General features: G+C 48.8%; 20 protein-coding genes, 10 tRNA genes and 1 rRNA gene. 26 read left to right on the forward strand and 5 right to left on the reverse strand.

Translation table 11 applies throughout. The features are described 5' to 3' along the window. The 7 genes from ASF12_RS09310 to ASF12_RS09340 form a co-directional block, all read left to right on the forward strand. Nucleotides 1-95 (forward strand): 23S ribosomal RNA (locus ASF12_RS09310); the annotation flags it as partial. Between the two features lie 120 nt (nt 96-215). Then, a tRNA-Asn gene (locus tag ASF12_RS09315) sits at nt 216-291 on the forward strand. Between the two features lie 3 nt (nt 292-294). After that, nucleotides 295-370 (forward strand) — tRNA-Thr (locus ASF12_RS09320). Nucleotides 371-383: 13 nt separating this feature from the next. Then, nucleotides 384-458: transfer RNA gene (locus ASF12_RS09325), tRNA-Glu, on the forward strand. Nucleotides 459-463: 5 nt separating this feature from the next. Then, nucleotides 464-538 (forward strand) — tRNA-Gln (locus ASF12_RS09330). Nucleotides 539-544: 6 nt separating this feature from the next. Then, a tRNA-Lys gene (locus ASF12_RS09335) sits at nt 545-620 on the forward strand. A 23-nt stretch (nt 621-643) separates the two neighbouring features. Further along, a tRNA-Leu gene (locus ASF12_RS09340) sits at nt 644-728 on the forward strand. Nucleotides 729-1141: 413 nt separating this feature from the next. Here ASF12_RS09340 and ASF12_RS09345 read toward each other — a convergent pair. From ASF12_RS09345 to ASF12_RS09355, 3 genes are all read right to left on the reverse strand, one after another. Then, on the reverse strand, nt 1142-1852 hold the full coding sequence (locus tag ASF12_RS09345) for an ABC transporter permease (RefSeq protein ID WP_056033082.1): 711 nt from the start codon (nt 1850-1852) through the stop codon (nt 1142-1144). Next, nucleotides 1849-2775: an ABC transporter ATP-binding protein gene (locus ASF12_RS09350; protein WP_056033085.1), complete on the reverse strand. Its 927-nt coding sequence runs from the start codon at nt 2773-2775 to the stop codon at nt 1849-1851. Before ASF12_RS09350 ends, ASF12_RS09345 begins: the two co-directional genes overlap by 4 nt. 85 nt (nt 2776-2860) lie before the next feature. Next, a complete protein-coding gene (locus ASF12_RS09355; protein ID WP_056033088.1) occupies nt 2861-4429 on the reverse strand; it encodes an FAD-dependent monooxygenase in 1569 nt (522 codons plus the stop codon). A gap of 125 nt (nt 4430-4554) precedes the next feature. Between ASF12_RS09355 and ASF12_RS09360 the strand changes: the two genes are divergently transcribed. The 12 genes from ASF12_RS09360 to ASF12_RS09415 all read left to right on the forward strand — a co-directional run bounded on the left by ASF12_RS09360 (nt 4555) and on the right by ASF12_RS09415 (nt 13323). Then, on the forward strand, nt 4555-5199 hold the full coding sequence (locus ASF12_RS09360; protein ID WP_056033091.1) for a TetR/AcrR family transcriptional regulator: 645 nt from the start codon (nt 4555-4557) through the stop codon (nt 5197-5199). A 394-nt stretch (nt 5200-5593) separates the two neighbouring features. Beyond that, the gene (locus ASF12_RS09365; RefSeq protein ID WP_081418715.1) at nt 5594-6634 is read left to right on the forward strand and encodes an ABC transporter substrate-binding protein; all 1041 of its coding nucleotides are present in this window, start codon (nt 5594-5596) and stop codon (nt 6632-6634) included. A gap of 225 nt (nt 6635-6859) precedes the next feature. Beyond that, nucleotides 6860-8476: a helix-turn-helix domain-containing protein gene (locus ASF12_RS09370; protein WP_056033098.1), complete on the forward strand. Its 1617-nt coding sequence runs from the start codon at nt 6860-6862 to the stop codon at nt 8474-8476. Further along, nucleotides 8476-9249 (forward strand): oxygen-insensitive NADPH nitroreductase, encoded by a 774-nt coding sequence (gene nfsA, locus ASF12_RS09375; RefSeq protein WP_235533107.1) that lies wholly within the window; start codon nt 8476-8478, stop codon nt 9247-9249. The genes ASF12_RS09370 and nfsA overlap by 1 nt, the downstream gene beginning before the upstream one ends. 414 nt (nt 9250-9663) lie before the next feature. Next, nucleotides 9664-10506 carry an ABC transporter ATP-binding protein gene (locus tag ASF12_RS09380; protein WP_056033104.1) on the forward strand — a complete coding sequence of 281 codons (843 nt, stop codon included), beginning with the start codon at nt 9664-9666 and terminating at the stop codon, nt 10504-10506. A gap of 196 nt (nt 10507-10702) precedes the next feature. Next, a tRNA-Gly gene (locus tag ASF12_RS09385) sits at nt 10703-10777 on the forward strand. Between the two features lie 6 nt (nt 10778-10783). Beyond that, nucleotides 10784-10860: transfer RNA gene (locus tag ASF12_RS09390), tRNA-Arg, on the forward strand. Between the two features lie 24 nt (nt 10861-10884). Further along, nucleotides 10885-10961 (forward strand) — tRNA-Pro (locus ASF12_RS09395). Nucleotides 10962-10967: 6 nt separating this feature from the next. Next, nucleotides 10968-11038 (forward strand) — tRNA-Gly (locus ASF12_RS09400). Nucleotides 11039-11345: 307 nt separating this feature from the next. Beyond that, nucleotides 11346-11867, forward strand: coding sequence for a hypothetical protein (locus ASF12_RS09405; protein ID WP_056033107.1), 522 nt, complete (start codon nt 11346-11348; stop codon nt 11865-11867). Between the two features lie 44 nt (nt 11868-11911). Beyond that, nucleotides 11912-12646: a class I SAM-dependent methyltransferase gene (locus ASF12_RS09410; RefSeq protein ID WP_056033110.1), complete on the forward strand. Its 735-nt coding sequence runs from the start codon at nt 11912-11914 to the stop codon at nt 12644-12646. Between the two features lie 134 nt (nt 12647-12780). After that, nucleotides 12781-13323, forward strand: a complete 543-nt coding sequence (locus ASF12_RS09415; RefSeq protein WP_056033113.1) for a DUF2569 family protein — start codon at nt 12781-12783, stop codon at nt 13321-13323. 290 nt (nt 13324-13613) lie between these two features. Here the strand turns inward: ASF12_RS09415 and ASF12_RS09420 are convergent, their stop codons facing one another. Both ASF12_RS09420 and ASF12_RS09425 read right to left on the reverse strand, forming a co-directional pair. Beyond that, nucleotides 13614-15386, reverse strand: a complete 1773-nt coding sequence (locus ASF12_RS09420) for a cache domain-containing sensor histidine kinase (RefSeq protein WP_056033116.1) — start codon at nt 15384-15386, stop codon at nt 13614-13616. Next, on the reverse strand, nt 15383-16150 hold the full coding sequence (locus ASF12_RS09425) for a response regulator transcription factor (RefSeq protein WP_056033119.1): 768 nt from the start codon (nt 16148-16150) through the stop codon (nt 15383-15385). The genes ASF12_RS09420 and ASF12_RS09425 overlap by 4 nt, the downstream gene beginning before the upstream one ends. 309 nt (nt 16151-16459) lie before the next feature. Here ASF12_RS09425 and ASF12_RS09430 point away from each other — a divergent pair, with 309 nt between their 5' ends. The 7 genes from ASF12_RS09430 (at nt 16460) to ASF12_RS09455 (ending at nt 24499) form a co-directional block, all read left to right on the forward strand. After that, entirely contained in the window at nt 16460-17875 is a 1416-nt protein-coding gene (locus ASF12_RS09430) for a M20 family metallopeptidase (RefSeq protein WP_056033122.1), read from the forward strand. Nucleotides 17876-17918: 43 nt separating this feature from the next. Further along, entirely contained in the window at nt 17919-18092 is a 174-nt protein-coding gene (locus tag ASF12_RS34330) for a hypothetical protein (RefSeq protein WP_155972982.1), read from the forward strand. 24 nt (nt 18093-18116) lie between these two features. Next, complete coding sequence (locus ASF12_RS09435; protein WP_056033124.1) at nt 18117-19592, forward strand: MDR family MFS transporter; 1476 nt, start codon at nt 18117-18119, stop codon at nt 19590-19592. 342 nt (nt 19593-19934) lie between these two features. Beyond that, on the forward strand, nt 19935-21362 hold the full coding sequence (locus tag ASF12_RS09440; RefSeq protein ID WP_056033127.1) for an amidohydrolase: 1428 nt from the start codon (nt 19935-19937) through the stop codon (nt 21360-21362). A 48-nt stretch (nt 21363-21410) separates the two neighbouring features. Beyond that, a complete protein-coding gene (locus ASF12_RS09445; RefSeq protein WP_056033131.1) occupies nt 21411-22412 on the forward strand; it encodes an ABC transporter ATP-binding protein in 1002 nt (333 codons plus the stop codon). Then, complete coding sequence (locus ASF12_RS09450) at nt 22405-23394, forward strand: ABC transporter ATP-binding protein (RefSeq protein WP_056033134.1); 990 nt, start codon at nt 22405-22407, stop codon at nt 23392-23394. Before ASF12_RS09445 ends, ASF12_RS09450 begins: the two co-directional genes overlap by 8 nt. Nucleotides 23395-23548: 154 nt before the next feature. Next, nucleotides 23549-24499, forward strand: a complete 951-nt coding sequence (locus ASF12_RS09455; RefSeq protein ID WP_056033137.1) for an ABC transporter permease — start codon at nt 23549-23551, stop codon at nt 24497-24499. Nucleotides 24500-24527 lie beyond the last annotated feature (28 nt).

Raw genomic sequence — 24527 nt, forward strand, 5'->3', positions numbered from 1 at the left:
AAGACCCCTTGAAGACGACGAGGTTGATAGGTTCGGGGTGGAAGCGCAGCAATGCGTGCAGCTGACGAATACTAATCGGTCGAGGGCTTATCCTAACAAACACGCTAAAGTTTCATGACTTGTCTTTCGCATCCAGTTTTCAAGGCGCAACTCAATCGTAGCGTCTTTACCGTTGAACCTTTTTTACCAGGTCATTCAACGAACAGCTGAAATATTCCCTGATAGCTCAGTTGGTAGAGCACTCGACTGTTAATCGAGTTGTCACAGGTTCGAGTCCTGTTCGGGGAGCCATATGCTCTCATAGCTCAGTAGGTAGAGTGCATCCATGGTAAGGATGAGGTCACCGGTTCGATCCCGGTTGAGAGCTCCAGCTTTATTCGTAAGGCCCGTTGGTCAAGGGGTTAAGACACCTCCCTTTCACGGAGGTAACAGGGGTTCGAATCCCCTACGGGTCACCATTTATTGGGGATTAGCCAAGCGGTAAGGCAACGGACTTTGACTCCGTCATTCTCAGGTTCGATCCCTGAATCCCCAGCCATTTCATGAGTCATTAGCTCAGCTGGTAGAGCACCTGACTTTTAATCAGGGTGTCGTAGGTTCGAATCCTACATGACTCACCATTTTTCCTTATAGCTTTACCCATGCGCGTGTGGCGGAATTGGCAGACGCACCAGACTTAGGATCTGGCGTTTCACGACGTGGGGGTTCAAGTCCCTCCACGCGCACCATAAACACAAATTGAGCCATTAGATCAAAGAATCTGATGGCTTTTATAATTGTCCAAAATGCGCATTACCGTATACGACACATTTGGAGTGCGTAATAGGAATACAACGTATAGATACATAGAAATCCTTTGTTTTCAACACTTTGTGTCGCCGCTCACTTCCGCGGAAGTGAGCGGCGACAACGCATTTCTTCTTGCAAAGTCATGCTTTTAGCGTAAATCCGGGACATTATTAATGTGACTGCCACAGTCGCTTTTCAACCTATGCAGTTTATGGTCGTATATAAGCGGAACAATGTCATTTGTTATGTCCTGGAGTGAGGCTTTTTTGGCGGAAGTAAACGATAAGGGAATCACGGTTGTAAAGATATGTCCGGGATCTACCGAATAACTTGTTTGAGGTTATGGGGACACTCATCGTTGCTCCCTGTTTTGCAACCATTTAACCGTCCCAATGAAGCCTGCTAGTCCTGTTATGAATACCAGAAAATAACTAATGCCCGTCAAGGGGAAAAGAGCTACTCCGTTTTCCTTCAAATGCAAAGCAGGAACAGACCAAGGTAGATAAGCACCAATAGCGGTTGGCCCGATTACCAGTGCCAGCATCAAAGTTGTAAAAGCAAAGCCGATCGGTACCAGATAACCGCGTGAAATGCAGGCCAATAGGGCAAGAGGTGCACTTATAGATAGGTGAAGAATTCCAATTGTAAGTATCAGGAAAAAATAATGCTGTACAGTTGCTGATGAGAATCCAGGTAGTCCAGATGCGAAACCAACTATTACGGCGTATGCTAAGCTGATCAGCATCATCACAATACACCAGAATACAATTGCGGTATATTTGGCAATTGCTATTTTACCGCGCGATATAGGCAGCACTAGCAGATCCTTAAGTGTTCGATCGGAATACTCACGGCCAAATGTCCAGCTTGTTATCAATCCAAATCCCAGCAGCCCAAATACGGATGCATACAAAAACGCAATCTTTTCAAAAAAGGAAGACCAATCGGACTGCCCCAGGAACAACGTGATAACGAACAAGGTGAACAGAAGCGTCCCCCATAAAACAAAGGATCGACGCAATTTATAAATCTCAACGCTGCAGGCTGTCAACAACTGTCTCATTCGTTGTTCCCTCCTCGAGCTCTGATTACTTTGAAAAAATAATGCTCCAGATTCTCTTCTTCAATTTTAAGCATGGCGAGCGGCACTTCATGATGCACAAGCAATTTCGCAATATGTTCGGGATGATTAACGGCATGATCATCCGTTAGCGCTAGGCAGTTATTCGAAGTCGAAAGTACCGTATACCCAGAGTCAGATAGAATAGATAGAGCCTTCCAAGCATCCTTCGTTCCGATCATCAACTGCTTTCGGCGAATTGCTTCAAAGTCTTTTGTTGTAAGTTCCTCCAGGAGTACACCCTTGTGAATAATACCGATTCGAGAAGCCAATTTGGAGATTTCCTCAAGGATATGGCTCGATATAAAGACGGTAACACCATGTTGAGTTGCTAGAGTTTTAAGCATTTCACGTATTTCTACAATTCCCGCGGGGTCAAGCGCATTGGTTGGTTCATCAAGAATCAGAACGTCCGGTTTATGAATTAATGCTTTGGCCAATCCAAGCTTTTGCGCGTTGCCCAGTGACAAATCTTTGGCCTTGGTATTCGCGTATTCAGCCAATTTTAATTGCTCCATCATATCGTTAACTGTCCTTGGAACCATTAATCCTCGCAACCTGGCCATCAAGTTCAAGTTTTCCCTAACTGTAAACTGGGGATAAGCATAAGGGACTTCCACCATATAACCTACCCGTCTGGACAAGTCGAAATTCCGGTTGGTCCATCGCTGACCGAATAGATATACTTCTCCGGAAGAAGGCTTGCTCATGCCGAGAAGGGCACGGATAGTTGTCGTTTTCCCGGCGCCGTTTAACCCCAGGAAGCCATAGATTTCTCCCTTCTTAACGGAAATCGAAACCCCATCCACTATGACTTTATTTCCGTATTGCTTTGTCAGGTTAACGGTTCGAATAATATCTTCCATAGTAACAGTCCCTCCATAGCCTTGATTGAATGCATTCTATAAAAGAGCCGGCGGCATCTGAGAATGCCCGCCAGCCTGGCTCAAATCAAATAGCGCGATAAATAGAGTTCAAGTATTGTGGAATCGATGAAGTGTCCTCAATAGGGGTGCGTAGCGCAATATAACCATCGGGACGAATCAATATGAGTTCTTCGTTTGTTACATCGTATACTCGATAGGCATTTCCTGCCGTGTCGATTATGCCTTTGGCTTCCCCCGCATGGGAGGGCAGAATGCAATGCACGTGGAGTTCGTCGTAAGTGAAGTTCTCCAAAGAAGGATGATCTGAGCAATTTACAAAAGCTAATAGCGTCCAGTGTGGGCCGCGGAACAGGTCAAAAGCACTTCCAGCGAGCCCTGTGCCTTGAAGACTCTCGGCATTAGGAGCACGATCTCCGGGCAATGAACGGGTAACATTCGTTCGAGCAGACGGACGGGTAAGAGAACTTGACCGGTAAGAAATGAGAAGTCCGCTCGTCAGATCGTCGGATATGGCGCTTAAGGATTGGGACAACGCTATGCTTTCAGTCGCCGTTCCTACGACCCTTTCCATCTTCTTTGTGCTGTCCTCAAGCACGGCTCGAGCTACGGGGTGGCGCTCCTCATTATACGTGTCGAGCAAGGCGGGGCCTGCTCCTCGTATGACGGCTGTCAGCTTCCATCCGAGGTTGTAAGCATCTTGTATCCCCGTATTCATGCCTTGGCCGCCGGCCGGCGAATGAACATGAGCGGCATCGCCAGCAAGGAAAACTCTGCCGTTGTGGTAACATTCAACCATGCGGACGTTGATCCGGTAGATGGATAGCCATGAGGCATCCGTGAGCCGGACACGTCCGGCGCCTGCTCGCCGGTCAATCATGGCTTGGTACTCTTCTAGTGACGGCTTCTCCGGTTCTTCAATTTCTGCTGCAATTGTAGCCTGAAGTTGCCAAATGTCCGAATTCGGCAATGGTGTCACCCCGACCATCCCCTCTGGAGATGTCCAGATATGGATATGGTCACGATCCAGCCCCTCCAAACGTACATCGCCAAGGTACCACCGCTCATGATCGTGTGTTTCCCCAATCAGCGGCAAATGAATAAACTTGCGGATATTGCTTTTGCCCCCGTCAGCGCCAACTACATATCGGGCGCGAATTTGCTCTTCTCCTTGTGGTGTATTCACGATTACCGTTACGCCATCCGAATCCTGAACAAGCCCAACTGCTTCCACGCCCAACTCAACTTGACCGCCAAGCAACGCATATCGGTCGCGCAATGCTTTTTCCACATCAAACTGAGCAATCCAGACCGGATCACGATAAGGTGTCTCAAGTTCGGCGCTGGCTGCCACGGTAATAGCCGGCTTGTCCACGCTTCTGCCATCTGGGGTATAATAACGGACAGGCAAATCCACGACGCCTGTGTCAACAAGGTAGCGAACGGCCCCCAAATCATCGATGACTTCAAGCGAGCGGGGCTGGATTCCTTTGGCGCGAGATGCTACGTTATACAAGGTGCTTCGTTCAATAATGCGATGGTCTACGTTTCGACGGCCAAGGTCGCACGCAAGTGTAAGTCCGGTTGGTCCGGCTCCGACAATGAGAACATCAACAAAAGATTGCATGGTTTTCATGGATAAAACCCTCCTTGATTATTGCTTTGTTATGCCACAAATGATATACTACACCGTATAGTGTAATTTGTAAAGCGAAACAACGAGTTTTGAATTATTTGCTCATACTAGGGGGAAACTTGAGAATGGATCATACGGAAAACAAGAAAATCCGCAAAGGCTCTTCAGACAAACGAGCTAAAATTATTGCGGCGGCACGAGACCTGTTTCTTTCAGAGGGGTTTGATCGTACCAGCGTCGATACGGTCGCAGCTAAAGCGGGAGTTTCCAAACGGACAGTTTATGATTATTATGGGGACAAACAGAACTTATTGCTCACTGTTCTCGAAGAAACCAGTTCGGCGGTTCTGGACATGATTGAGCAAGGAATTTCAGACCACCTCAGGGAATTCAAGGATTTGAATCAGGCGCTCATCTTATTTTGCGAACAAATTGTTGATTCTGCGAATGGTTCGTCCGATTACACCGCTTTGATCCGTCTAGTTCTGACGGAAGCCGCGAATCTGCCAGCCTTATTCCTAGAAAGGCTGGACAACGCGACGGAAGAGGGGATTATCAGGAGGTTTACAGAGTTTGGACAAACCGGATTACTCAATGTGCCCGATCCTGAAATGGCTACAAAGCACTTCGCTGCATTAACGTTTTTGTTGGTATTCAATCAACCTAGAAAAACTGGGACTTTGGAGGAGGAACAAACCAAACGTATAATTACTGAAGGTGTACGCGTCTTTCTTTGCGCCTATGGACAACACACCGTTCAAAATAAATGATCTGACGGCCTGTTCGAACGTAATTTGCTGGTTTTGCGGCTCGACGGATTGCTCAGGAGACTGCAAAAATCGATGTTTTGGATTTCGAAAAAAAGTTTGCAATCGGCGAGAAAACTTGATATTATAACAATTTTCGCTAAAACGAGCGGAATGAATCACCGCCTAGGTACTCACCAATCTTAGGATCTGGCGTTTCACAACGTGGGGGTTCAAGTCCCTCCACGCGCGCCATTTAATTAAATTCAACCCTTTTTATCTGAAAAAGATAAGAAGGGTTTTTTGATGTTTTTTATCAAGGTCCTTCCTCCAATTTATCCAGTAAAGTACGCCCGATTTTCCATGTTGCTTGTAGGTTTGATTGTGTATAATGGCATAGCAGTGAGAATTACTATCAATGAAGAAACAGAAAAGGGTGAGTTCGGTGGTAAATGGAACAAGGAAATACACGATTAGGTTAGCAACGCTGCTTATAGGATGTCTAATCGTTCTCGCAGGCTGTGGTACAGCGGCAAATTCGGGATCGGAATCAACAGCGTCTCCAGCACAACAGACAAATGCAGCGACGGGGCAGGAGCCAGCTGACGCTTCTAATACACGTATAGTCACTGACTCATACGGAGAGAAGGAAATTCCGGCTAATCCGCAGCGGATTTTTTCAGTGAGCGCTACTACGCCATTGCTGGCACTAGGTATTACGCCGATTGGCGGCTTGAATTATGAAATTACACCGGATTATTATTTAAATAGTTATAAAGATCAAATTACGATCGCTGGAGATTATCCGATTAATTATGAGTCGGTTTTGGAATTGAAGCCGGATCTTATTATTGCTTCTTCCTTTGTTGAAGCCGATGTCGTTGACCAGCTCAGCAAAATTGCACCTACGGTTATTTATCCATGGGGAGTAAATTTGTATGAGCAGCTGAAGTTCATAGCCGGTATTGTAGGGAAAGAAGCAGAGGCCGAGCAGTGGATTAAGCAGCATGAGGAGAAAGCGGCGAAATACAAGGAAGAGATTAAGCAGTATGTTGAGCCAGATGAGACAGTTGCTGCGATTCAAATTTTTAAAAACTCGTTCCAGGTAGCCGGCAATCGCAACATGGGACATGTGCTTTATGATTTGCTGGGGCTTAAACCGCTGCCATCCATTCAGAAGCAAATTGATGATAGCGAAGATTATTTTGTGTATACCGATTCACTATCGCTTGAAAAACTGCCGGATTATGATGCGGATCGGTTGATCGTAAAGGTAGATATTACACAGCCGGGTTCGGAGCAATTTTTTGAAGAAATGCAGCAATCGGCGATTTGGAAAAGTCTTTCCGCAGTGAAAAATGGCAAAGTATATATCGTACCGCATGATAAATGGTGGTCCTATACGTTGTTTTCGACCGACGCTTTGCTGGATGAAACGATGCAGTTATTCAAAAAATAAACGAACAGCTGGCAATGAAGCTTTCCTGATTCAATGGGAAAGCTTTTTTTTTATAAATATAGGAAAGGATATGGTTTTTCCATCCTTTCTCTATGTTTCTACGCGAAACGGAAGCTTTGCCGCCAAAGGATGGCTTCAGCCGTTTACGCTTGGGCATTTTTCCGCTACAATAAAATGATAGCATTTTTGAGAACGGTTATCATAATGGGAGGGGAACAAGGTCAAATGGCGGATATGGATGAACACCTAGATGATTTGCAGCTCCGCTGGGTTCAGATTACTAAGGGCTCATGTACTGAAGGGATACCAGCGCTTTCCCAAAACGCTATGGCATATACGTTATTGGCCATAACGCAAGGAACGGCAGCTGTGTTGTTCCAAGGACATCCTATATTGCTTCAGCCAGGCACCTGTGTTCTGTTTGAGCCCAAGTCAACTATAGAGGTCGGTGGAACGGTGGATGGACGGATTCAGTATTATTCGCTTGAGTTTGAAGCCGCTTCCACTAGTGTTGAAGAGGCTGGCAAGGAGCTGCTTTCCTTTGCCTTGGGCTATCCCTTCTTCATAAAGCCGTTTGCCCCATTCATGGACGTTATGGATTCATTGTTTGATTTACGAACGGCTGTGAGCGGAATGGAGCGATTTAAGCGCAATATTAACCTGCAGGAGGCCATTTATTTATTTGCTGCCGCCGCTGCGGCTTCTAACGACTCCAGGGATGCGGAGCATGCCGTACAACGAACGATTTTATATATGAAGGAATACTATAAAAGCAAAATAACGCTGCCGGAGCTCGCGAATTTGGCGGGTGTGGGCATACGACAGTACACTCATTTGTTCAAGCAGGTGACGGGAGCAAGCCCGATGGATTATTTGGGCAAGCTGCGCATGGACCGGGCTAAGAAGCTGCTGCTGGTCGCTTCGAATGATATGGTCACAGTAGCCAGCCATGTTGGCTTTAAGGATGAATTTTATTTTAGCCGAAAGTTTAAGCAGCAGGTTGGCGTATCACCCCGGGTATATATGCAGACGAGAGAGCCCCGGGTTATTGGCCTTCTCTATACATCGCATTTGCTGGCCCTTGGTCATGTGCCTGTAGGCGCCCCCGATTACCATCTATTCGAAAATTATTATGTGCGTGAGCATGCAAGAGCAATGACCCCGTTCAAATGGGAACCATGTGACATGGATGCTGTTCGAGCTATGAAGCCTGACTTGATTTTAGGTTATGAGCATATGCTGTCTGAGGAGCAGGAGCAGCTTAGCCAACTAGCCGAGGTTATTCCTATCGATTGGCATACCCAGGACGTTTATGGGCAGCTGCGACAAATTTCAGCCATTGTTGGCAAGCGGAAACAGGAACGAGAATGGATGGAACGGCATTTGGCTAAAGCGGATCAAGCGAGGGAACGGGTCCAGCGTCTTATTGGTGGCAAGGAGACATGCGCCGTGCTGGTCATGGAAAGCGATACATTCAGAGTAGTAGGGGGCCGAAATATGGGACATGTTTTTTTTCAGACACTTGGCCTCAATCCCCATCCGCTTGTGAAGCAGCATATGGAGGCGGGAGCGCCGTTTATTTTTTCCGAGCCTAAACCGTATCATGAGCTGTCAAAATACGACGCCGATCGGCTCATTATTATGGTCAACCCGAAGGATAAAGGGGCTCCAGAAGCTTTTAAGCGGTTGATAATGTCCGAACGATGGCAAAATCTCGCGGCAGTCCGCAGTGGCAGCATGCACATAGTTCCTTTTAACAAATGGTGGGTGTACTCGCCGCTGGCCATTGATGGGCAGCTTGATGAGGCGGTTGCCCTTTTGCACAACGAAGATGTAGGTTAATGAGTAAAACTATATATAGAAATGAGTTGATCATGATGTGGCCTGAAACGATAGACGTGCTGCTTAATCACCGCTCCATACGGAAATTCAAATCGAACCCCATTCCACAGCCGACACTGGCAAAAATAATAGAGGCGGCGCAGCAGGCTTCTACCTCAAGCAGTATGCAGTGCTTCACGGTAATCAACGTGAGTGACCGAGATAAGCGGAAACAGCTGGCCGAGCTTTCCGGCAACCAGGCTTATATTGAGGAATGCCCAGTTTTTCTCGTCTGGTGCGCGGATCTGTTCCGTTATGAGCAGGCAGCCAAGCTTCATTTTGAGGGCGATATGACGAGCACGGTTGAAAATTTTATCGTTGCCACAGTCGATACTGCGCTGGCAGCTCAAAATGCAGCAATCGCGGCAGAATCGCTTGGCTACGGAATTGTGTATATTGGCGGTATCCGCAACAATCCGCAGGAGGTTTCAGCGCTATTAGGGCTGCCATCGCATGTGTACCCCGTATTCGGAATGTGCATGGGGGAGCCGGATCAAGCGCCGCTGAGGCGTCCAAGATTGCCACAGCAGGCGATTTTGCATGAAGACAGCTATGATCAGAAAGCAGTGGAAAGCGGCATTCGGGAGTATGACGAGACGATTAGGCAGTATATGCTGGAGCGGTCAGAAGGAAAGCTGAATACGAGCTGGTCCGAATCAATGGCGGCCAAAATCAATCATCCGCGTCTGCATATGGGCGAGTTTCTCCGCAGCAAAGGCTTCTTGCAACAATAAGAAGCCGTTAGGCGGGGTTTGGGCTGTGCAAATTTATTTTAGCCTTAACAATTGCTTTATTTTCATTGACTTTATACGTGAGAACGATTATCATTAATTATTGAATGATACTGATAATAGTTATCATGCTTAATGAATGATAAGTCGTGTGTTTTTAAAATATAAGCATTTATAAGTTTCACACTTATAATGGGCTTATTTTTCAACGCGAAACGGTAGCTTTGCCGCCAGAGGACGGCGACAGCCGTTTCACCTTGAAATATAGAAAAGGGTAACCTAACGCTATCCTATCTCTATATTTTTCGGAATGAAACGCGCCGCGCCGCCAGAGGATAGCGACAACCGTTTCACCTTATATAATAAAATCAGCAAAAAACCCGTATAAGCGGGCATCGGAAGGAGCGTGCATGTCACATGATTCGCCTCACAACATCGAATCTCGACATTGCTTATGATGAACGGTTAATCGTTCAAGATCTGAATATTGCTATCCCACAAGGAAAAATTACTGCGTTGGTAGGGTCTAACGGTTCGGGTAAATCGACGATTTTGAAAACGATGGCTCGTCTGATGAATCCATCTGCAGGCAGCGTATTGCTGGATGGGAAGTCGATTCATAAGCAAGCGACGAAGGAAGTGGCGAAGCAGCTGGCGATTTTGCCGCAAAATCCGACTGCTCCAGATGGTCTGACTGTATCTGAGCTTGTATCGTATGGACGTTTTCCTTATCAGAAGGGCTTCGGCTCTGTGAGCAAGGATGACCGTAAAATTATTCAATGGGCGATTGAAGCGACAGGAATGGTTGATTTTGCAGACCGTCCGGTTGACCAGCTGTCAGGCGGCCAACGCCAGCGTGCCTGGATCGCGATGTCTTTGGCGCAAGAAACGGATATTTTATTTTTGGATGAGCCAACCACGTTCCTTGATATGGCGCATCAGCTCGAAGTATTGCATTTGCTTGAGAAGCTTAACGAGGTTAATAACCGGACGGTCGTTATGGTTGTCCATGACTTGAACCACGCTTCGCGTTATGCGCATCACATGATCGCGATTAAAAAAGGCAGTGTCGTTGGCGAAGGCTCGCCGCAACAGGTTATGACACCGGAGATTTTGCGCGAGGTGTTTAACATTGAAGCGGATATTATGCCTGATCCGCGTACCGGTGTTCCGCTGTGCATGCCGTATGCGCTCGCAGGCGAGTCGGCTGCATCCAAAGTCATTCTTGATAAGAAACCGGCATTAGCTGGAGTCGTATAGTTGGTCATCAAACCGTGCTGGAAGGAGCACGGTTTGATGTTTTTATGGCGAGACATGCAGCGAAGGAAAGCTCAGCACGAGGAAAAAAGTTTTTTTTGAAAAAGAGCAAATAACAGTTGCAATTCCCTCCGCAACATGATATATTATTACTTGTCGCCGCGATGAAATACTTGAGAAATACAGGCGGAAATATAATGCGGACGTGGCTCAGTGGTAGAGCATCGCCTTGCCAAGGCGAGGGTCGCGAGTTCGAATCTCGTCGTCCGCTCCATATTGTGTGCCCTTAGCTCAGCTGGATAGAGCGTTTGACTACGAATCAAAAGGCCAGGAGTTCGAATCTCTTAGGGCACGCCATTTCTTTACAAAAGAATCGTCTGTCGGGACGTAGCTCAGCTTGGTAGAGCACCTGGTTTGGGACCAGGGGGTCGCATGTTCAAATCGTGTCGTCCCGACCATTATTTGCGGGTGTAGTTCAATGGTAGAACTTTAGCCTTCCAAGCTAATAGCGTGGGTTCGATTCCCATCACCCGCTTAACGAAGAGAAAGACTTGAAACCCTTGTGCAGCAGGGGTTTTTTGCTTGCTGTTTTTTCAAATTCGGACGAGTACTTTTGGTCTATGGGGCAGATCGTGGGGCAAATCTCAGCTTTTTTGGTTTTAATGCCTCTAATTACGAAGAAAGCCTTGCGGCATGCAAGGCTTTTTGTTATGGGATATTTTTGATCCATTGTTAGGTCGCTGCGTGGGATTGTCATTATTTGTAGAAAAGTGGAGGTAAAGAGCGGAGCAATGTTGTATAATTTGTTAATTACATACTTGAAGCGAAGGGAATGATTGTTAATGGTAAAAGCGATTGTAAGTTTAGTTGATGGATTGAATTTGAAGGACCCAGAGGCGCAACTGGAGATTACATTTGATAACGAATTTTTGATTATCGTAGAGCATGCTTATAAAGGCTTTAAAAGAAATGTGGAAAACACATTCAAAATTCCATTGGCTAACTTTCTTGAATCAACGCTGACAACAGACAAGGACATGGAAGAGGTTCAAAAAAGTGTAATCGGCCGTGGAATTGTCGGTGGACTTATTTTTGGTCCAGCAGGGCTGGTATTAGGTGGCATGTCGGGCATCGGTACAAAAAAAGGGAAAACGTTGCAAGTATATATCGTATCTTACGTGTCCTCTTCGGGAGACATTAATAACATTACCTTCAAAATGCCGCTTCCAATGGTTAGTGTTACCCGGAAATTTGACCAGATATTAAAAAAGAACATGCAATTGGTTCTAAGAAGCGAGGCTGCTTTAAAAATATTAGGTGATATGGAAGATCAAAAATCAGGTCCATCAGAAACGATCTTATAATTTCTACCCTCATTCCGCCTAAAGTAATGGAGGTCTGATAAATATTGAAGCAGAACAAATATGATGAGTCCTCTTTTTTCACAAATTATAGCCAGATGGCTCGTTCGATTGGGGGACTGGACGCCGCTGGAGAATGGTCGTTCTTTCGGCAAATGCTTCCGGAGCTGGCTGGTACAAAAGTACTCGATCTAGGCTGCGGGTTTGGCTGGCATTGCCGCTATGCGCGGGAGCAGCTGGCCCGCTCGGTTGTTGGGATTGACCTTTCGGGCAACATGCTGGAACGGGCAAAAGAAATGACGGACGATGAGCAGATTGAATATCGCCAGCTTGCGATTGAGGACATCGATTTTCCAGCAGAGGAGTTCGATATCGTTATTAGCTCGCTTGCGCTGCACTATGTGGAGCAATTGGGTGACCTTTTCAAGAAAATCCATCATTGCTTGGCGCCAGGCGGAGCTTTTGTATTTTCAGTCGAGCACCCGGTGTTCACTGCGCTTGCGGGGCAGGACTGGCATTATGGGGTAGAAGGGGAAAAGCTGCATTGGCCGCTTGATGATTATCATCGGGAGGGCCTGCGCCATTCCAGATTTTTGGAGCATGATGTCGTTAAATACCATCGTACGGTTTCAACTTATATGAACCTTTTGCTTGAATCCGGGTTTGAGCTTAAACAGCTTTCGGAGCTTGCGCCAACGAAGGAGTTGCTGGATAGCCATCCAGCTTGGCAGGAGGAAATGCGCCGTCCGATGTTTCTTTTAGTTTCGGCAGTTAAAAAATAACAAAATAAAGATGCTAATTGAATAATAAAGCAGATTTCGGCTTCATACTATACACATTTAGTTCCTTTGTACCGATAATAAATGACAAATACCCAGTTTTTATGTGGTAGTTATGAATTTGAAGGGACGAAGGAATGGTGGAGTCGAAATTTAATTTAGATGCATTATCGCGCAGCTCAAGCTCAGATGATGTAGAGGTACATGAAGCATATGGGCTTCAAGGCTTTGGGGGCTGGCTCTTTTTATTTCAAATTAGCATTTGGCTCGGAATAATGATGGCGGCGTATCAAATAATAAAAGGCTTAGAATTAAAAGAATTGTCATCCATAATGAGAGTAACAGAGAAGAGTTGGGAGACGGCGCCAGAATATGTTTTATCCCAATGGCTTGGCTATTTGCAAAATCCTTTTATCATTATAATACTGATTCCCATTATGCTTATGTTCTATTTTGAGAAGAGACAGACGGTTCATTGGATTAGAGGTTACCTTATTGTCATATCACTGATTTCAATTGCAAATTGTTGGCTGAGTTATTATTCGGACAATTATTATATAGTTGAATCTCGGATAGGTGAATATTTAATAATAATGACAATAATTTCAGTTATTAAAAATCTAATTTGGATTGTTTACTTTACTGTATCTGAAAGAGTTGAGAATACATTTGATAAATAGCTCTTCATAAAAAAGTAAAAGGCTGCGGGCCGATGTATCGCAGGAGCGTCTGTCCGGCCTATTAGAGGCGTAATACTGGAGACATTTGCTGCAAGTGCAAGCAGCTATCCAATCAAGAGAGACGTTTGCTCTGTGTAGAACAGAGCAGGCGTCTTTTTTTGATTTGAGGGAGGCGAAGGAGACTCAGAGGAGGGGAGTGAACGGAGGGGAGGAGGTATGGGATAAGCGATATGGCGATGGATAGTTCATCCCAGGACATGTATCAAGGCTATAAGCGCTCCTGCACGCGCTCAATCAATCGGGATCGCGATGTATATGCCAGTTCCCCAGCCCAGCTTGCTGCGGATAGTTAAACCGAAGGTTTTGCCATAGGTAAGCTTCAATCTTTTTTGCGTGTTAAACATGCCGATATGCTGGGATTGATCCAGGCTGCTTTCCAGCTGGGTTCGCAAATAAGCGAGCTTTTCAGCCGTTACGCCTATGCCGTTGTCGACGACGGAGAGCAGCAGCCGCGCGCCAGACACCCGTGCTTTTACCCGGATTAGGCCAAAGCCGTCCTTTTCTTTTATGCCATGATAAAGGCTGTTTTCAATGAGCGGCTGGAAGGTCAGCTTGAGCACATGATATTTGAGCGCTTTGTCATCTACGTCCCAGCTGACATCAAATTTGTCCTTGTAGCGTGTGCGGAGAATGGCGATATAGGGCAGCGTTTGATTGATTTCTGTTTGCAGCGATACCATGCCCGAGCCGCCTTCGAGCGAATAGCGCAAAATATCGGATAAGTTCTCGATAATATCGGTCATATCATTAGGGCCACCGGTCAGCTTGCTCGCCTTCCAATTGAGCGTTTCTAGTGTATTAAAGAGAAAATGGGGATTGATTTGCGCATGCAGCGCTTCGAATTCCAGCGTTTGCAGCAAATATTTTCGCTCGGACAGCTGAACCTTTAAGAAATTATGCTCGATGAAATGATTAAGCGTATTTTGCAAAATGTAGCCAAAAACATCCTTAGAGTAACGAGGCAGAGGCGGAAGCGGGCGGCCGCTCTTGGCGAAATCCAAAATCGTGACAATCGCCTTCAGATTGCTGTAGTTTTTGCGAGTCAGCCAGTAGGCCAGCATCGTGCCGATTGCGAACGAAATGATCAGCAGCACCAATGTAGTCAGCTTGAGCCCATTCGGAATGACATATAAGGAGTCGCTAGGCACGCTAGAGAGAAAGGTCCATTGATATTTTTCGGAGGCCAGCTTGTTCAGCACCTGCGTTTCGCCATTGACCTTCATAGAGAAGAAGGAGCTGTCTGTCCGATAAATCGTCTCGGCATCTTCGGCGGTCAGCTTATAGTCTGGATGATTGCGAAAAATAACGTTATTGTCACGGTCCAAAATAAAGATGCTTTGCCCTTGCAGCGTATCCAGCTCGTTTAAGCTTTGTGTAATGTAATCAGGCTTAACATTGAGGACAATGATGCCATCGTTGTCGGCGGCTACGGAAATGCGGCGGAACATTGTAATGACATTCGTCTGCACGGTGGACTGGCCAGTTGTTGGACGGATGACGGGCCGGCTTTCCGCCCACATCAGCTCATCTAAAGGGTGGCTTTGATAGCTGCTGTACCAGTCCGAATCGTAAAAGTCATTCAGCTCGACCAGGCCGCCAGTCGTTGAGGAAATAAACCGCTTGCGGTCATTATTTAAATAAATATAAATCGAATCAATATAAGGCTTGCCGATGGAGGGCGAATCGATAAAGTTTTTGAGCGAGGCAAGCTGATCGTAATCGACGGGCTCGGGAAATTCTTTGGTCATCATATTTTTCAAATTCGTAAACTGAAGCGCGCTGGCGACAATATGCAGATTCAGCGTATCTAGCTCGTTAAAGATCAGCTCGATATTGCCTTTCGTCTGCTTCAGCAGATTCATATTGTTATTGTTGATTTCCTTCGTTATATATTGCGAAATGAGGAACGTGGACAATGTGCCAAGCACCAGCAACGGTACAAGCATTGGGATAAGAAAAGTAAGCAGATTGCGGGCGAAAAATTTAAAATACACCTTGGTCATTCCAATCGCCTGCCATCCATATTGCGGTATTCTCTAGGCGTTTCTCCAAAATAGCGGCGGAACGTGCGTGTGAAGTTTTTGGCATTGCTATAGCCAACCAGCTCGCTAATTTCATACGTTTTATAGGAAGGGTCCTTAAGCAGCTCGGCCGCTTTGTTCATACGGACCGCCGTTAAATAATCGGAGAAGTTTTCACCCGTCTTCTGCTTAAAATATTTGCTTAAATAGTAGGGGTTCATATATACGACATTAGAGGCATTTTCCAAGGAGGCTTCCTTGTAATGGCATGAAATATAATGCTTAATTTTATCAATCGCTGTTTCGGGTGCCGGCTGTTCTTCGGTTTGAGCATCATCTGACGGCTCCGATTGCTGCTCAAGCAAAGCCTTGAGATCTAGATCCTCTTTCAGGCGCTCGAAAACTTTATTGATTTCGCTGTATTTCGTCGGCTTTAATAAGTATTGCTTCACGCCATAGTTTAACGCCTGCTGGGCCAGCTCAAATTCCCGGTGGCCGCTTAGCAGCACAACGCTTACGCTTGAACGCTGCTCAAACAGCTTGCGGGCAACTTCAATTCCTCCCATCTGCGGCATTTTAATGTCGCACAGAAGCACGTCCACGGGCTTCTCCGCCATATATTCGAGCGCATGCAAGCCATTTGCTGCTTGTCCCACTACCTCGAAGCCAATATGATCCCAAGGAATGTACTGGCTTAATCCATTGCGAATTTCAATCTCATCATCAGCGATCAACAGCTTATACAAAGGGCAGCCCCCTTTTCCAAAGTAAGATATTATGTTATGTTAAGTGACATTATAGCATTGCGTAAACAGATATTCTATGAAAAATGACTGGGTAATGAGCGATTTTATTCGTTTTGGACAATAGGAGAAGGAAGGTTAGTGTCAAAAATGGAGGCAGAATATTGAAAAATGATACCTTTCAGCCTTGCCAGAGCTAGAAATACGTTAAAAAAGGAGAGTAATTCACAAATGCAGTCCCTGTTTATGCTTTAGGTTCTATTGTTACAATTATGTTATGTAATTTAACGTTGAATCTGGAGGTGCTGGGGCATGCTGAAGCAGGGTTTGGATATAAGCGACATGATTGAGCTTAAGAAGCCATTGTTCACGGCGTTAAGCGATCAAATTTGGGCACTTGCCGAAACACGTTTTGAAGAGCACCAATCGGCTGAGCTGCTGTGCAAGGCGCTTGAGGAGGAAGGCTTTCGAGTCGAACGGGGCGTCGGCGGCATAGAAACGGCCTTCATTGGCAGTTACAGCTATGGCGAAGGAGCGCCTGTACTTGCGATATTGGGCGAGTTTGACGCACTCGCAGGGCTGAGCCAGCACAAGGGGCTGTCGGAAGAGCAGCCGGTTGAGCCGGGGGGCAATGGGCATGGATGCGGCCATAATCTGCTCGGCACGGGCTCGCTGGCTGCGGCTGTTGCGCTGCGCCATTATATGGAGCAGAACGGGATTGCCGGAACGGTACGCTATTATGGCTGTCCAGGCGAGGAGGGCGGCTCGGGCAAAGCGTTTATGGCGCGAGAGGGCTTATTCGATGATGCGGATATGGCGATTTGCTGGCATCCGAGCGGCTTGAACGGCATTATGCCGGGGAACTCCCTCGCCAACTACCAAATTTATTATAAATTTAAGGGCCGCTCCTCCCATGCAGCAGGCAGTCCGCATTTAGGCAGAAGCGCGCTCGATGCGGTCGAGCTGATGAATGTGGGCGTGAACTATTTGCGCGAGCATATCATCCCGGAAGCCAGAGTGCATTATGCGGTGACGAACGCGGGCGGCATTTCGCCGAATGTTGTGCAAGGGGCGGCAGAGGTGCTGTACCTCATCCGGGCGCCGGAAACGCCGCAGGTAGAGGAAATCTATCAGCGTGTATGCAATATTGCAAGAGGGGCCGCGCTGATGACAGGCACCGAGGTCGAAATCGTGTTCGACAAGGCCTGCTCTAATTTGGTGCCGAACTATACGCTTGGCCGTGCTATGCATAAGCAGTTCGAACAACTGGGGATGCCTGTATTTTCCGAAGAGGAGCAGCGCTACGCCCGTGCGATTCGCGCTACGCTGTCGGAGGCGGACAAAGCGAGCGTTTCTATTAAGGAGGTTGCAGGAAAGGATTTATGCGACATTTTGCTGCCCTTTGATGAGCGGGAGGGCGGGAGCCGAATGTCGGGCTCGACGGATGTAGGCGATGTCAGCTGGATTGTGCCAACGGTGCAATGCTTCACCTCCTGCGTCGCCATTGGCACGCCCTTCCATACGTGGCAGGTCGTCGCACAGGGCGCCTCGTCCATCGGTCATAAAGGCATGCTGCACGCCGCCAAGGTGATGGCGATGACCGGACTCGAAGCGCTGCAATCGCCTGGGCTTATTGCGGAGGCGAAGGCGGAGCTGAAGGAGCGGCTGCAGGGTGGAGCTTATGAATGCCCAATACCTGCATATGTAAAACCATCGGCGAAAAAGTAACAACGATAGGGGCGCGTGACAACGTAACAGGAGTAATAAAGCAATGGCAGCGAAAAGCAAAGCAAAGGGCAATCAAAAAGGCTGCGAAGCTCGTGAGGATATGGCGCATGCAGCCTTTTTGCAATTAAGCTTTTATCATCAGGAGCATGAGGCGCTGCGGGCAAAGCCGCATTTGATGCGGCGCTTGCCTTGCTGCCCCCGTGCGCTCACGGCATAGGCTGCCGCCAAAGGAGAGAGGGATATGTCCGCTTCGCGCAAGGAAGCAACAGGAGAATTTTCGGAAGGCTCGTTTTGGCCGATTATGACAGCGATATTTTTCGGAGCGTTTTTATCCGTATTGGCTATATCCTCGATTAATGTGGCGATCCCTGTGCTTATGAACCATTTTCAGGCGGAGCTAAGCACCGTGAAATGGACATTGACGGGATTTATGCTGGCTAATGGCATTATTGCTCCGGTGACGGGCTATTTAGTCGATAAGCTAAGTGCGAAATATTTATACATTTTGGCGCTTGTCGGCTTCACGGTATCGTGCGCACTGTGCGCAGTGGCGTGGAGCATGGAGGCGCTGATCGTCTTCCGGCTGCTGCAAGGGCTGTTCAGCGGTTTGATTTTGCCTGTGACGATGACGATTATTTATCAGGTTATACCGCGGGAGCGCCAAGCCTTCGCCAGCAGCATGTGGAGCCTTTCCACCGTACTTGCGCCTGCGCTTGGGCCGACGTTGTCAGGGTGGCTCATTCAGTCGCTGTCCTGGCAGTGGGTGTTTTGGATGAATCTGCCCTTCGGCATTGCTGCGGTGGTTGCGGCTTGGAAGCTGCTTCCGCATTATCGCTTAAGCGAGCCGAAGCGGTTCGACAGCTCGGGCTTTGCGCTGGTCATTACATGCAGCTCCTTCCTGCTCATTGCGTTCAGTGAAATCGATCAATGGGGCTGGGGCTCTTGGAAAACAGTCGGGCTGCTGGTTGCCGGAATGCTGCTGCTGCTTGCCTTCATATGGCGGGAGAGAAATGCTGCGGAGCCGCTGCTTGATTTGTCCGTATTCAGCAACAGGCGGTTTGCGATGTGTCTCGTCGTCAGCAGCGTGCTTGGCATGTCCCTATACAGTGGATCATATTTGACCCCTGTCTTCCTCCAAACGATTCAATCGGCTTCTGCGATGGAGGCGGGACTGGTGATGCTGCCAGCTTCCATTGCCATGGCGGTTTTTATTCCGATAGCTGGAAAGCTGTATGGGCGTGTTGGCCCAGCGAGGCTAGTTCTGACAGGCCTTTTGCTAATGGGGATTGGAACGCTTGCGATGTCGCGGTTAACGGTGGATACGCCGCATGGTTACGTAATAGGCTGGATGATTGTTCGCAACATTGGCGTGGCGCTTGGCATTGTGCCTGTGTCTAATGCGGGGATGGAGCAAATTGCCCGCCAGATGACGGCTCATGCTTCATCGGCTAGCAATTGGGTGCGTCAGGCGAGTGCATCGCTTGCAATAGGCTTGTTTACGTCGCTGCTGTCGACGCGGCTCATGGTGCATGTGGCGGAAAAGGGTCCGCAAACACCAGATACGGGTACAGAACTGCAGGCCTATACGATGGCGATTAATGACGTCACGCTTCTGGCTGCTCTTATTGTATTTGCGGTTTTGCCGTTTTTATGGGTGCTGCGGCAGCGGAAGGAACCCGTTATTTTGCCTCCAGATCAAGCCTTCGTTTCTAAATAACACACTCTTAGGCGAATAGGCTCTCATATGAACATCCGAACAAAAAGCTTCCATGACTAGTTTTAGTCGTGGGAGCTTTTTTAAATAGCATTGGTCTCATGGAAAAGGCTGTAAAGGGATCTTCATTAGCTGTCTTGGGTGAAAAAGTATCTATTTTAGCTGGAAAAATGAAATAAAGATACCTATTGCCGTCAAGCCTCCAGCTTTATGCCAAGATATGAATCCAAATCATAAATCCAATGCCTACTAAAACGGCTCAAAATCCTGTTTAATTGACGTAAGGAAAGTTCACACGCAATTCGCGCTAGTGAATAACAGAGACAGGAAAAGGAGCTGACTGCTTTGAGCCCAACGAATAAGACGCATCATGCAGAACGTTTATCCGCAATTATTGACCAGAAACGAGAGGCATTCATTCGCCTGAGCGATGAAATTTGGGCATATGCAGAAACGCGTTATACGGAGCAGAAGTCGGCGGAGCTTGTCGCTGCCACCCTTGAGCAGGCAGGCTTCGACGTTGTGAGGGAAGCGGGCGATGTGCCTCATGCCATCGTTGGCAGCTTTGGCTCGGGTGCGCCGGTCATCGCCATCTTGGGCGAATATGATGCCTTATTTAATTTGAGTCAGCGCCCAGGCTTGACGGAGAAGCAGCCGATTGAGGCAGGCGGCAATGGACATGGGTGCGGACATAATTTGCTAGGTGCCGGGGCGCTAGCGGCGGCAGCAGCACTTCGGATTTACATGCTGGAAAATGGCTTGGCCGGCACGGTGAAATATTATGGCTGTCCAGCAGAGGAAGGCGGAGGCGGCAAAGCCTTTATGGCGAGGGCCGGGCTTTTCGACGGTGTAGATGCGGCATTGACTTGGCATCCTTCCACGCGCAATGGCGTGATGTCCTATGGCTTCCTCGCTACGTGCCAAGTGTATTACAAGTTCAAGGGACGCAGCTCCCATGCCGCTGCCAGCCCGCATCTGGGACGCAGCGCGCTAGATGCCGTGGAGCTGATGAACGTGGGCGCCAACTACTTGCGTGAGCATCTGGAGCAGGAAACGCGCCTGCATTATGCGGTTACGAATGCCGGCGGCATTTCGCCAAACGTTGTACAGGCGGAGGCCGAGGTGCTGTATAAGCTGAGAGCTCCGCTGAATGAGCAGGTGGCGCAAATGTATGAGCGTGTAACGAACATTGCCCGCGGCGCAGCACTGATGACCGAAACAGAGCTGGAAATCCGCTTTGACGCGGCTTCCTCGAATATGATTTTGAACACGGCGCTTGAAAAGGTGATGCAGCAAAATTTCGAACGGCTTGGCATTCCGCAGTTTGATGCGGAGGAAAAGGCGTTCGCCAGCCACATTCGCCAGACGCTGTCCCCGCAGGAGCTGCAAAGCGATAGGCAGCAGGGCGAGGATACGGAGCAGCCGCTGGCCGATAAGCTGGAGGCGTACAAGCCCAAAGCCGGCATCGTGCCCGGCTCGACGGATGTAGGCGATGTAAGCTGGCTTGTGCCGACAGCGCAGTGCGGAACCGCATGTCTTGCGCTTGGCACGCCGCTTCATACATGGCAGGTCGTCTCCCAAGGCGCCACGTCGATAGGACACAAAGGCATGCTGCATGCCGGCAAAGTTATGGCGGCGACGGCAGCGGAGCTTCTGCTAAATCCCGAGCTGCTTGCGTTGGCGAAGCAGGAGCATGAGGCAGAGCGCGAGGGCAAGCCCTACCAAAGCTTAATACCGCCTGAAGCGAAGCCGCTGCCCGTTGTTGCAAGGTAAGAATCAGGTTCAGCTTACACACATTTGCAGAGGGAGCGTGAGAAGCGCATGGAGCATTTGCTAACCGTCAATCGGCTGCAGACGGCCTTTCGTACCGATCAGGGGGAAGTGATTTCAATTGATGATGTCAGCTTTCGGCTTAAACCGGGAGAGACGCTGGGCATCGTTGGCGAGTCTGGCTGCGGCAAAAGCGTCACCTCCTTGTCGATTATGCGATTGCTCGGGGCGAAGGGGCGCATCAGACGCGGGGAAATTATTTTTGAGGATAAAAGCCTTGGGGAACTGACCGAAGCTCAGATGCGCGATATTCGCGGCAATGATATTTCAATGATTTTTCAGGAGCCGATGACGTCGCTTAATCCGGTATTTACGATCGGGCATCAAATGATTGAAGCGATTCGGCTGCATATGAGCTTGGATAAAAAGGCGGCTAGAGCCTATGCGATAGAAATGTTGAAAAGGGTAGGCATTCCCCGCCCCGAGGTTATGGTGGATGAATATCCGCATGCGCTCTCCGGGGGCATGAGACAGCGGGTCATGATTGCGATGGCGCTGTCCTGCGAGCCGCGCCTGCTCATTGCGGATGAGCCGACGACGGCGCTGGACGTGACGATACAGGCGCAAATTTTGGAGCTGATGAAGAAGCTGAAGCAGGAGTCGGGCACCGCGATTATGCTCATTACCCATGATCTTGGCGTCATTGCGGAAATGGCGGATAAAGTCATCGTGATGTATGCAGGCCAAGTTGTAGAGGAGACGGATGTGTATACATTGTTCGATGAGCCTAGGCATCCCTATACACAGGGGCTTATGCAGTCCATTCCGCATATTGATGCGGAGCTTGGCGAACGGCTTGCATCCATACCGGGCTCCGTCCCGTCCTTGCAAAATATGCCGGCAGGCTGCCGCTTCCGTGCCAGATGTCCCCATGCGATGGAAAAATGCGAAGCGGAGCTTCCACCATTAATTCCCTCCGGCAAAAATCACTTAACACGCTGTTGGCTCGCTGAGCAGCCGGCAAGCATGGCGAAGGAGGCTGCGTATGGTTAATCCGGAGCTGGCAGGCAGACAGCCGCTGCTGCAAATCGAGCAGTTGAAAACCTATTATCCGATTCGTAAAGGGGTCATCTCCCGTACGGTCGGGCATGTCAAAGCGGTCGATGGCGTCAATTTGGCAATCTATCCGGGCGAGACGGTGGGGCTGGTCGGGGAGTCCGGCTGCGGCAAATCCACGATTGGCCGCACGATTGTCAGGCTGGAGGAGCCGACGGAGGGGCGGATTTTGTTCCGGGGCGACGATATTGCCCATTATGGCAGCAAGGCGATGAAACAGGTCCGCTCGGACATGCAGATGATTTTTCAAGATCCGTACTCCTCGCTCAATCCGCGCAAGCGCATTAGCGATATATTGGCGGAGCCGATGCTGGTGCATGGCATTTTGCCGAAGGAGCAGGTGGCGGGCGAGGTGGAGATGCTGCTTGAAATTGTAGGCTTGCCAAAAAGCTACAAAAACCGCTATCCTCACGAGTTTTCGGGAGGACAGCGCCAGCGGATCGGCATTGCACGGGCGCTCTCGCTTAAGCCGAAGCTGATCGTCTGCGATGAGCCGGTATCAGCCCTCGACGTATCGATTCAAGCGCAGGTGCTAAATCTGCTAAAGGACTTGCAGAAGGAGTTCCAGCTCACTTATTTGTTTATCGGTCACGGCCTCGGGGCTGTTCGGTATATTAGCGACCGCATTGCGGTCATGTATTTGGGCAAGATCGTTGAAATTGCGACGACGGAGAGCATTTTTCGCCAGCCGAAGCATCCATACACGCGGGCGCTGCTCAGCGCCTACCCGGTCCCTAACCCGCATTTGCGGACGAAGGAGCGCATCGTTATTCAAGGCGATGTGCCAAGTCCGGCGAATCCGCCAAGCGGCTGCCGGTTTCATACACGCTGCCCGCTGGCGATGGCAATCTGCCGCGAGCAGGAGCCGGAGCTGAAGGGCGCCCAGCACAGTGTCGCGTGCTTTGCGAGCGAAGCCTAACGTTGTGGCGGGATTGCAAGAACGCTGGAATGCAAGAATGCGAGAACGCTGGAAGGCAAGAACGCTGGAAGGCAAGATTGCAAGATTGCGGGAATGCCCGCAGGGAACATTTTTCACTAGAGTCTATCGTTTATGAGAAGAGGGGGAGAGCCGCATGCTGGCCTATATCATTAGGCGTCTGTTAATTGCTGTGCCGGTGCTGCTGGGCGTGACCATCATTAATTTCATTGTCATCAATCTGGCGCCCGGAAGTCCGGTCGAAATGATGATCGACCCCAATACGCCGCCAGCCGACATTGAAGCGAAGAAGGACGCGCTGGGGCTGAATGACCCTCTGTATTTGCAATACATCCACTGGTTGGTTGATGTGTTCAAAGGAAACTTCGGCTTCTCGCTGACGACCTATCAGCCTGTGGCGCAAATGATCGGCGAGCGCATTGGGCCGACCGTCACCCTTATGGGGCTGTCGCTCATCGTCGGCTTGGCGATTGCGGTTCCCCTCGGCATCATTAGCGCAACCCGGCAAAATTCCAAGCTGGATTATTTGGCGACTGGCGGTTCCTTTCTCGGCATATCCATTCCGAACTTTTTCCTCGCGCTGGGCTTAATCTACGTATTTTCACTGGAATTAAAGCTGCTGCCCTCAGGTGGCATGATTACGCTTGGCGGGGATGGCGGGTTCGTCGACCGGCTGAAGCATCTCATCCTTCCCGTACTCGTACTGGGGACAGGCATTGCGGGGAAAAAGATTCGTTATGTGCGGTCGAGCGTCATCGATATTTTAGGCCAGGATTATTTGCGGACCGCACGCGCCAAGGGCGTACGCGAGTTTATGGTCGTGAATAAGCATGCCTTGCGCAATGCGCTGATTCCCATTGTCACGGTCATCGGGCTTGAAGTGCCGATTCTGCTGGGCGGTGCTGTTGTAACCGAGCAAATATTCTCTTGGCCGGGGATCGGCCAGCTGACGATGGGCTCCATTATGAACAGGGATTATCCAACCTTAATGGCATTAAACTTATTGGCGGCTTTCATGGTGCTTGCGGCAAACCTGCTGACAGATATTATTTATTCCGTTGCAGATCCGCGTATTAAATATAAGTAAGAACGTAACGAAAACGATAGTCTCGCAA

It is taken from the genome of Paenibacillus sp. Leaf72 (genome assembly GCF_001422685.1).
Taxonomy (GTDB): domain Bacteria; phylum Bacillota; class Bacilli; order Paenibacillales; family Paenibacillaceae; genus Pristimantibacillus.

Bases quoted from the DNA above. Each gene is read 5' to 3' on its own strand.
- ASF12_RS09455 (WP_056033137.1), top strand. From the start codon at position 23,549: ATGCTGGCCTATATCATTAGGCGTCTGTTAATTGCTGTGCCGGTGCTG.
- ASF12_RS09360 (WP_056033091.1), top strand. From the start codon at position 4,555: ATGGATCATACGGAAAACAAGAAAATCCGCAAAGGCTCTTCAGACAAA.
- ASF12_RS09420 (WP_056033116.1), bottom strand. From the start codon at position 15,386: ATGACCAAGGTGTATTTTAAATTTTTCGCCCGCAATCTGCTTACTTTT.
- ASF12_RS09365 (WP_081418715.1), top strand. From the start codon at position 5,594: ATGAAGAAACAGAAAAGGGTGAGTTCGGTGGTAAATGGAACAAGGAAA.
- ASF12_RS09370 (WP_056033098.1), top strand. From the start codon at position 6,860: ATGGCGGATATGGATGAACACCTAGATGATTTGCAGCTCCGCTGGGTT.
- ASF12_RS09350 (WP_056033085.1), bottom strand. From the start codon at position 2,775: ATGGAAGATATTATTCGAACCGTTAACCTGACAAAGCAATACGGAAAT.
- ASF12_RS09380 (WP_056033104.1), top strand. From the start codon at position 9,664: ATGATTCGCCTCACAACATCGAATCTCGACATTGCTTATGATGAACGG.
- ASF12_RS09435 (WP_056033124.1), top strand. From the start codon at position 18,117: ATGTCCGCTTCGCGCAAGGAAGCAACAGGAGAATTTTCGGAAGGCTCG.
- ASF12_RS09450 (WP_056033134.1), top strand. From the start codon at position 22,405: ATGGTTAATCCGGAGCTGGCAGGCAGACAGCCGCTGCTGCAAATCGAG.
- nfsA (WP_235533107.1), top strand. From the start codon at position 8,476: ATGAGTAAAACTATATATAGAAATGAGTTGATCATGATGTGGCCTGAA.
- ASF12_RS09430 (WP_056033122.1), top strand. From the start codon at position 16,460: ATGCTGAAGCAGGGTTTGGATATAAGCGACATGATTGAGCTTAAGAAG.
- ASF12_RS09415 (WP_056033113.1), top strand. From the start codon at position 12,781: ATGGTGGAGTCGAAATTTAATTTAGATGCATTATCGCGCAGCTCAAGC.
- ASF12_RS34330 (WP_155972982.1), top strand. From the start codon at position 17,919: ATGGCAGCGAAAAGCAAAGCAAAGGGCAATCAAAAAGGCTGCGAAGCT.
- ASF12_RS09345 (WP_056033082.1), bottom strand. From the start codon at position 1,852: ATGAGACAGTTGTTGACAGCCTGCAGCGTTGAGATTTATAAATTGCGT.
- ASF12_RS09405 (WP_056033107.1), top strand. From the start codon at position 11,346: ATGGTAAAAGCGATTGTAAGTTTAGTTGATGGATTGAATTTGAAGGAC.
- ASF12_RS09445 (WP_056033131.1), top strand. From the start codon at position 21,411: ATGGAGCATTTGCTAACCGTCAATCGGCTGCAGACGGCCTTTCGTACC.
- ASF12_RS09355 (WP_056033088.1), bottom strand. From the start codon at position 4,429: ATGAAAACCATGCAATCTTTTGTTGATGTTCTCATTGTCGGAGCCGGA.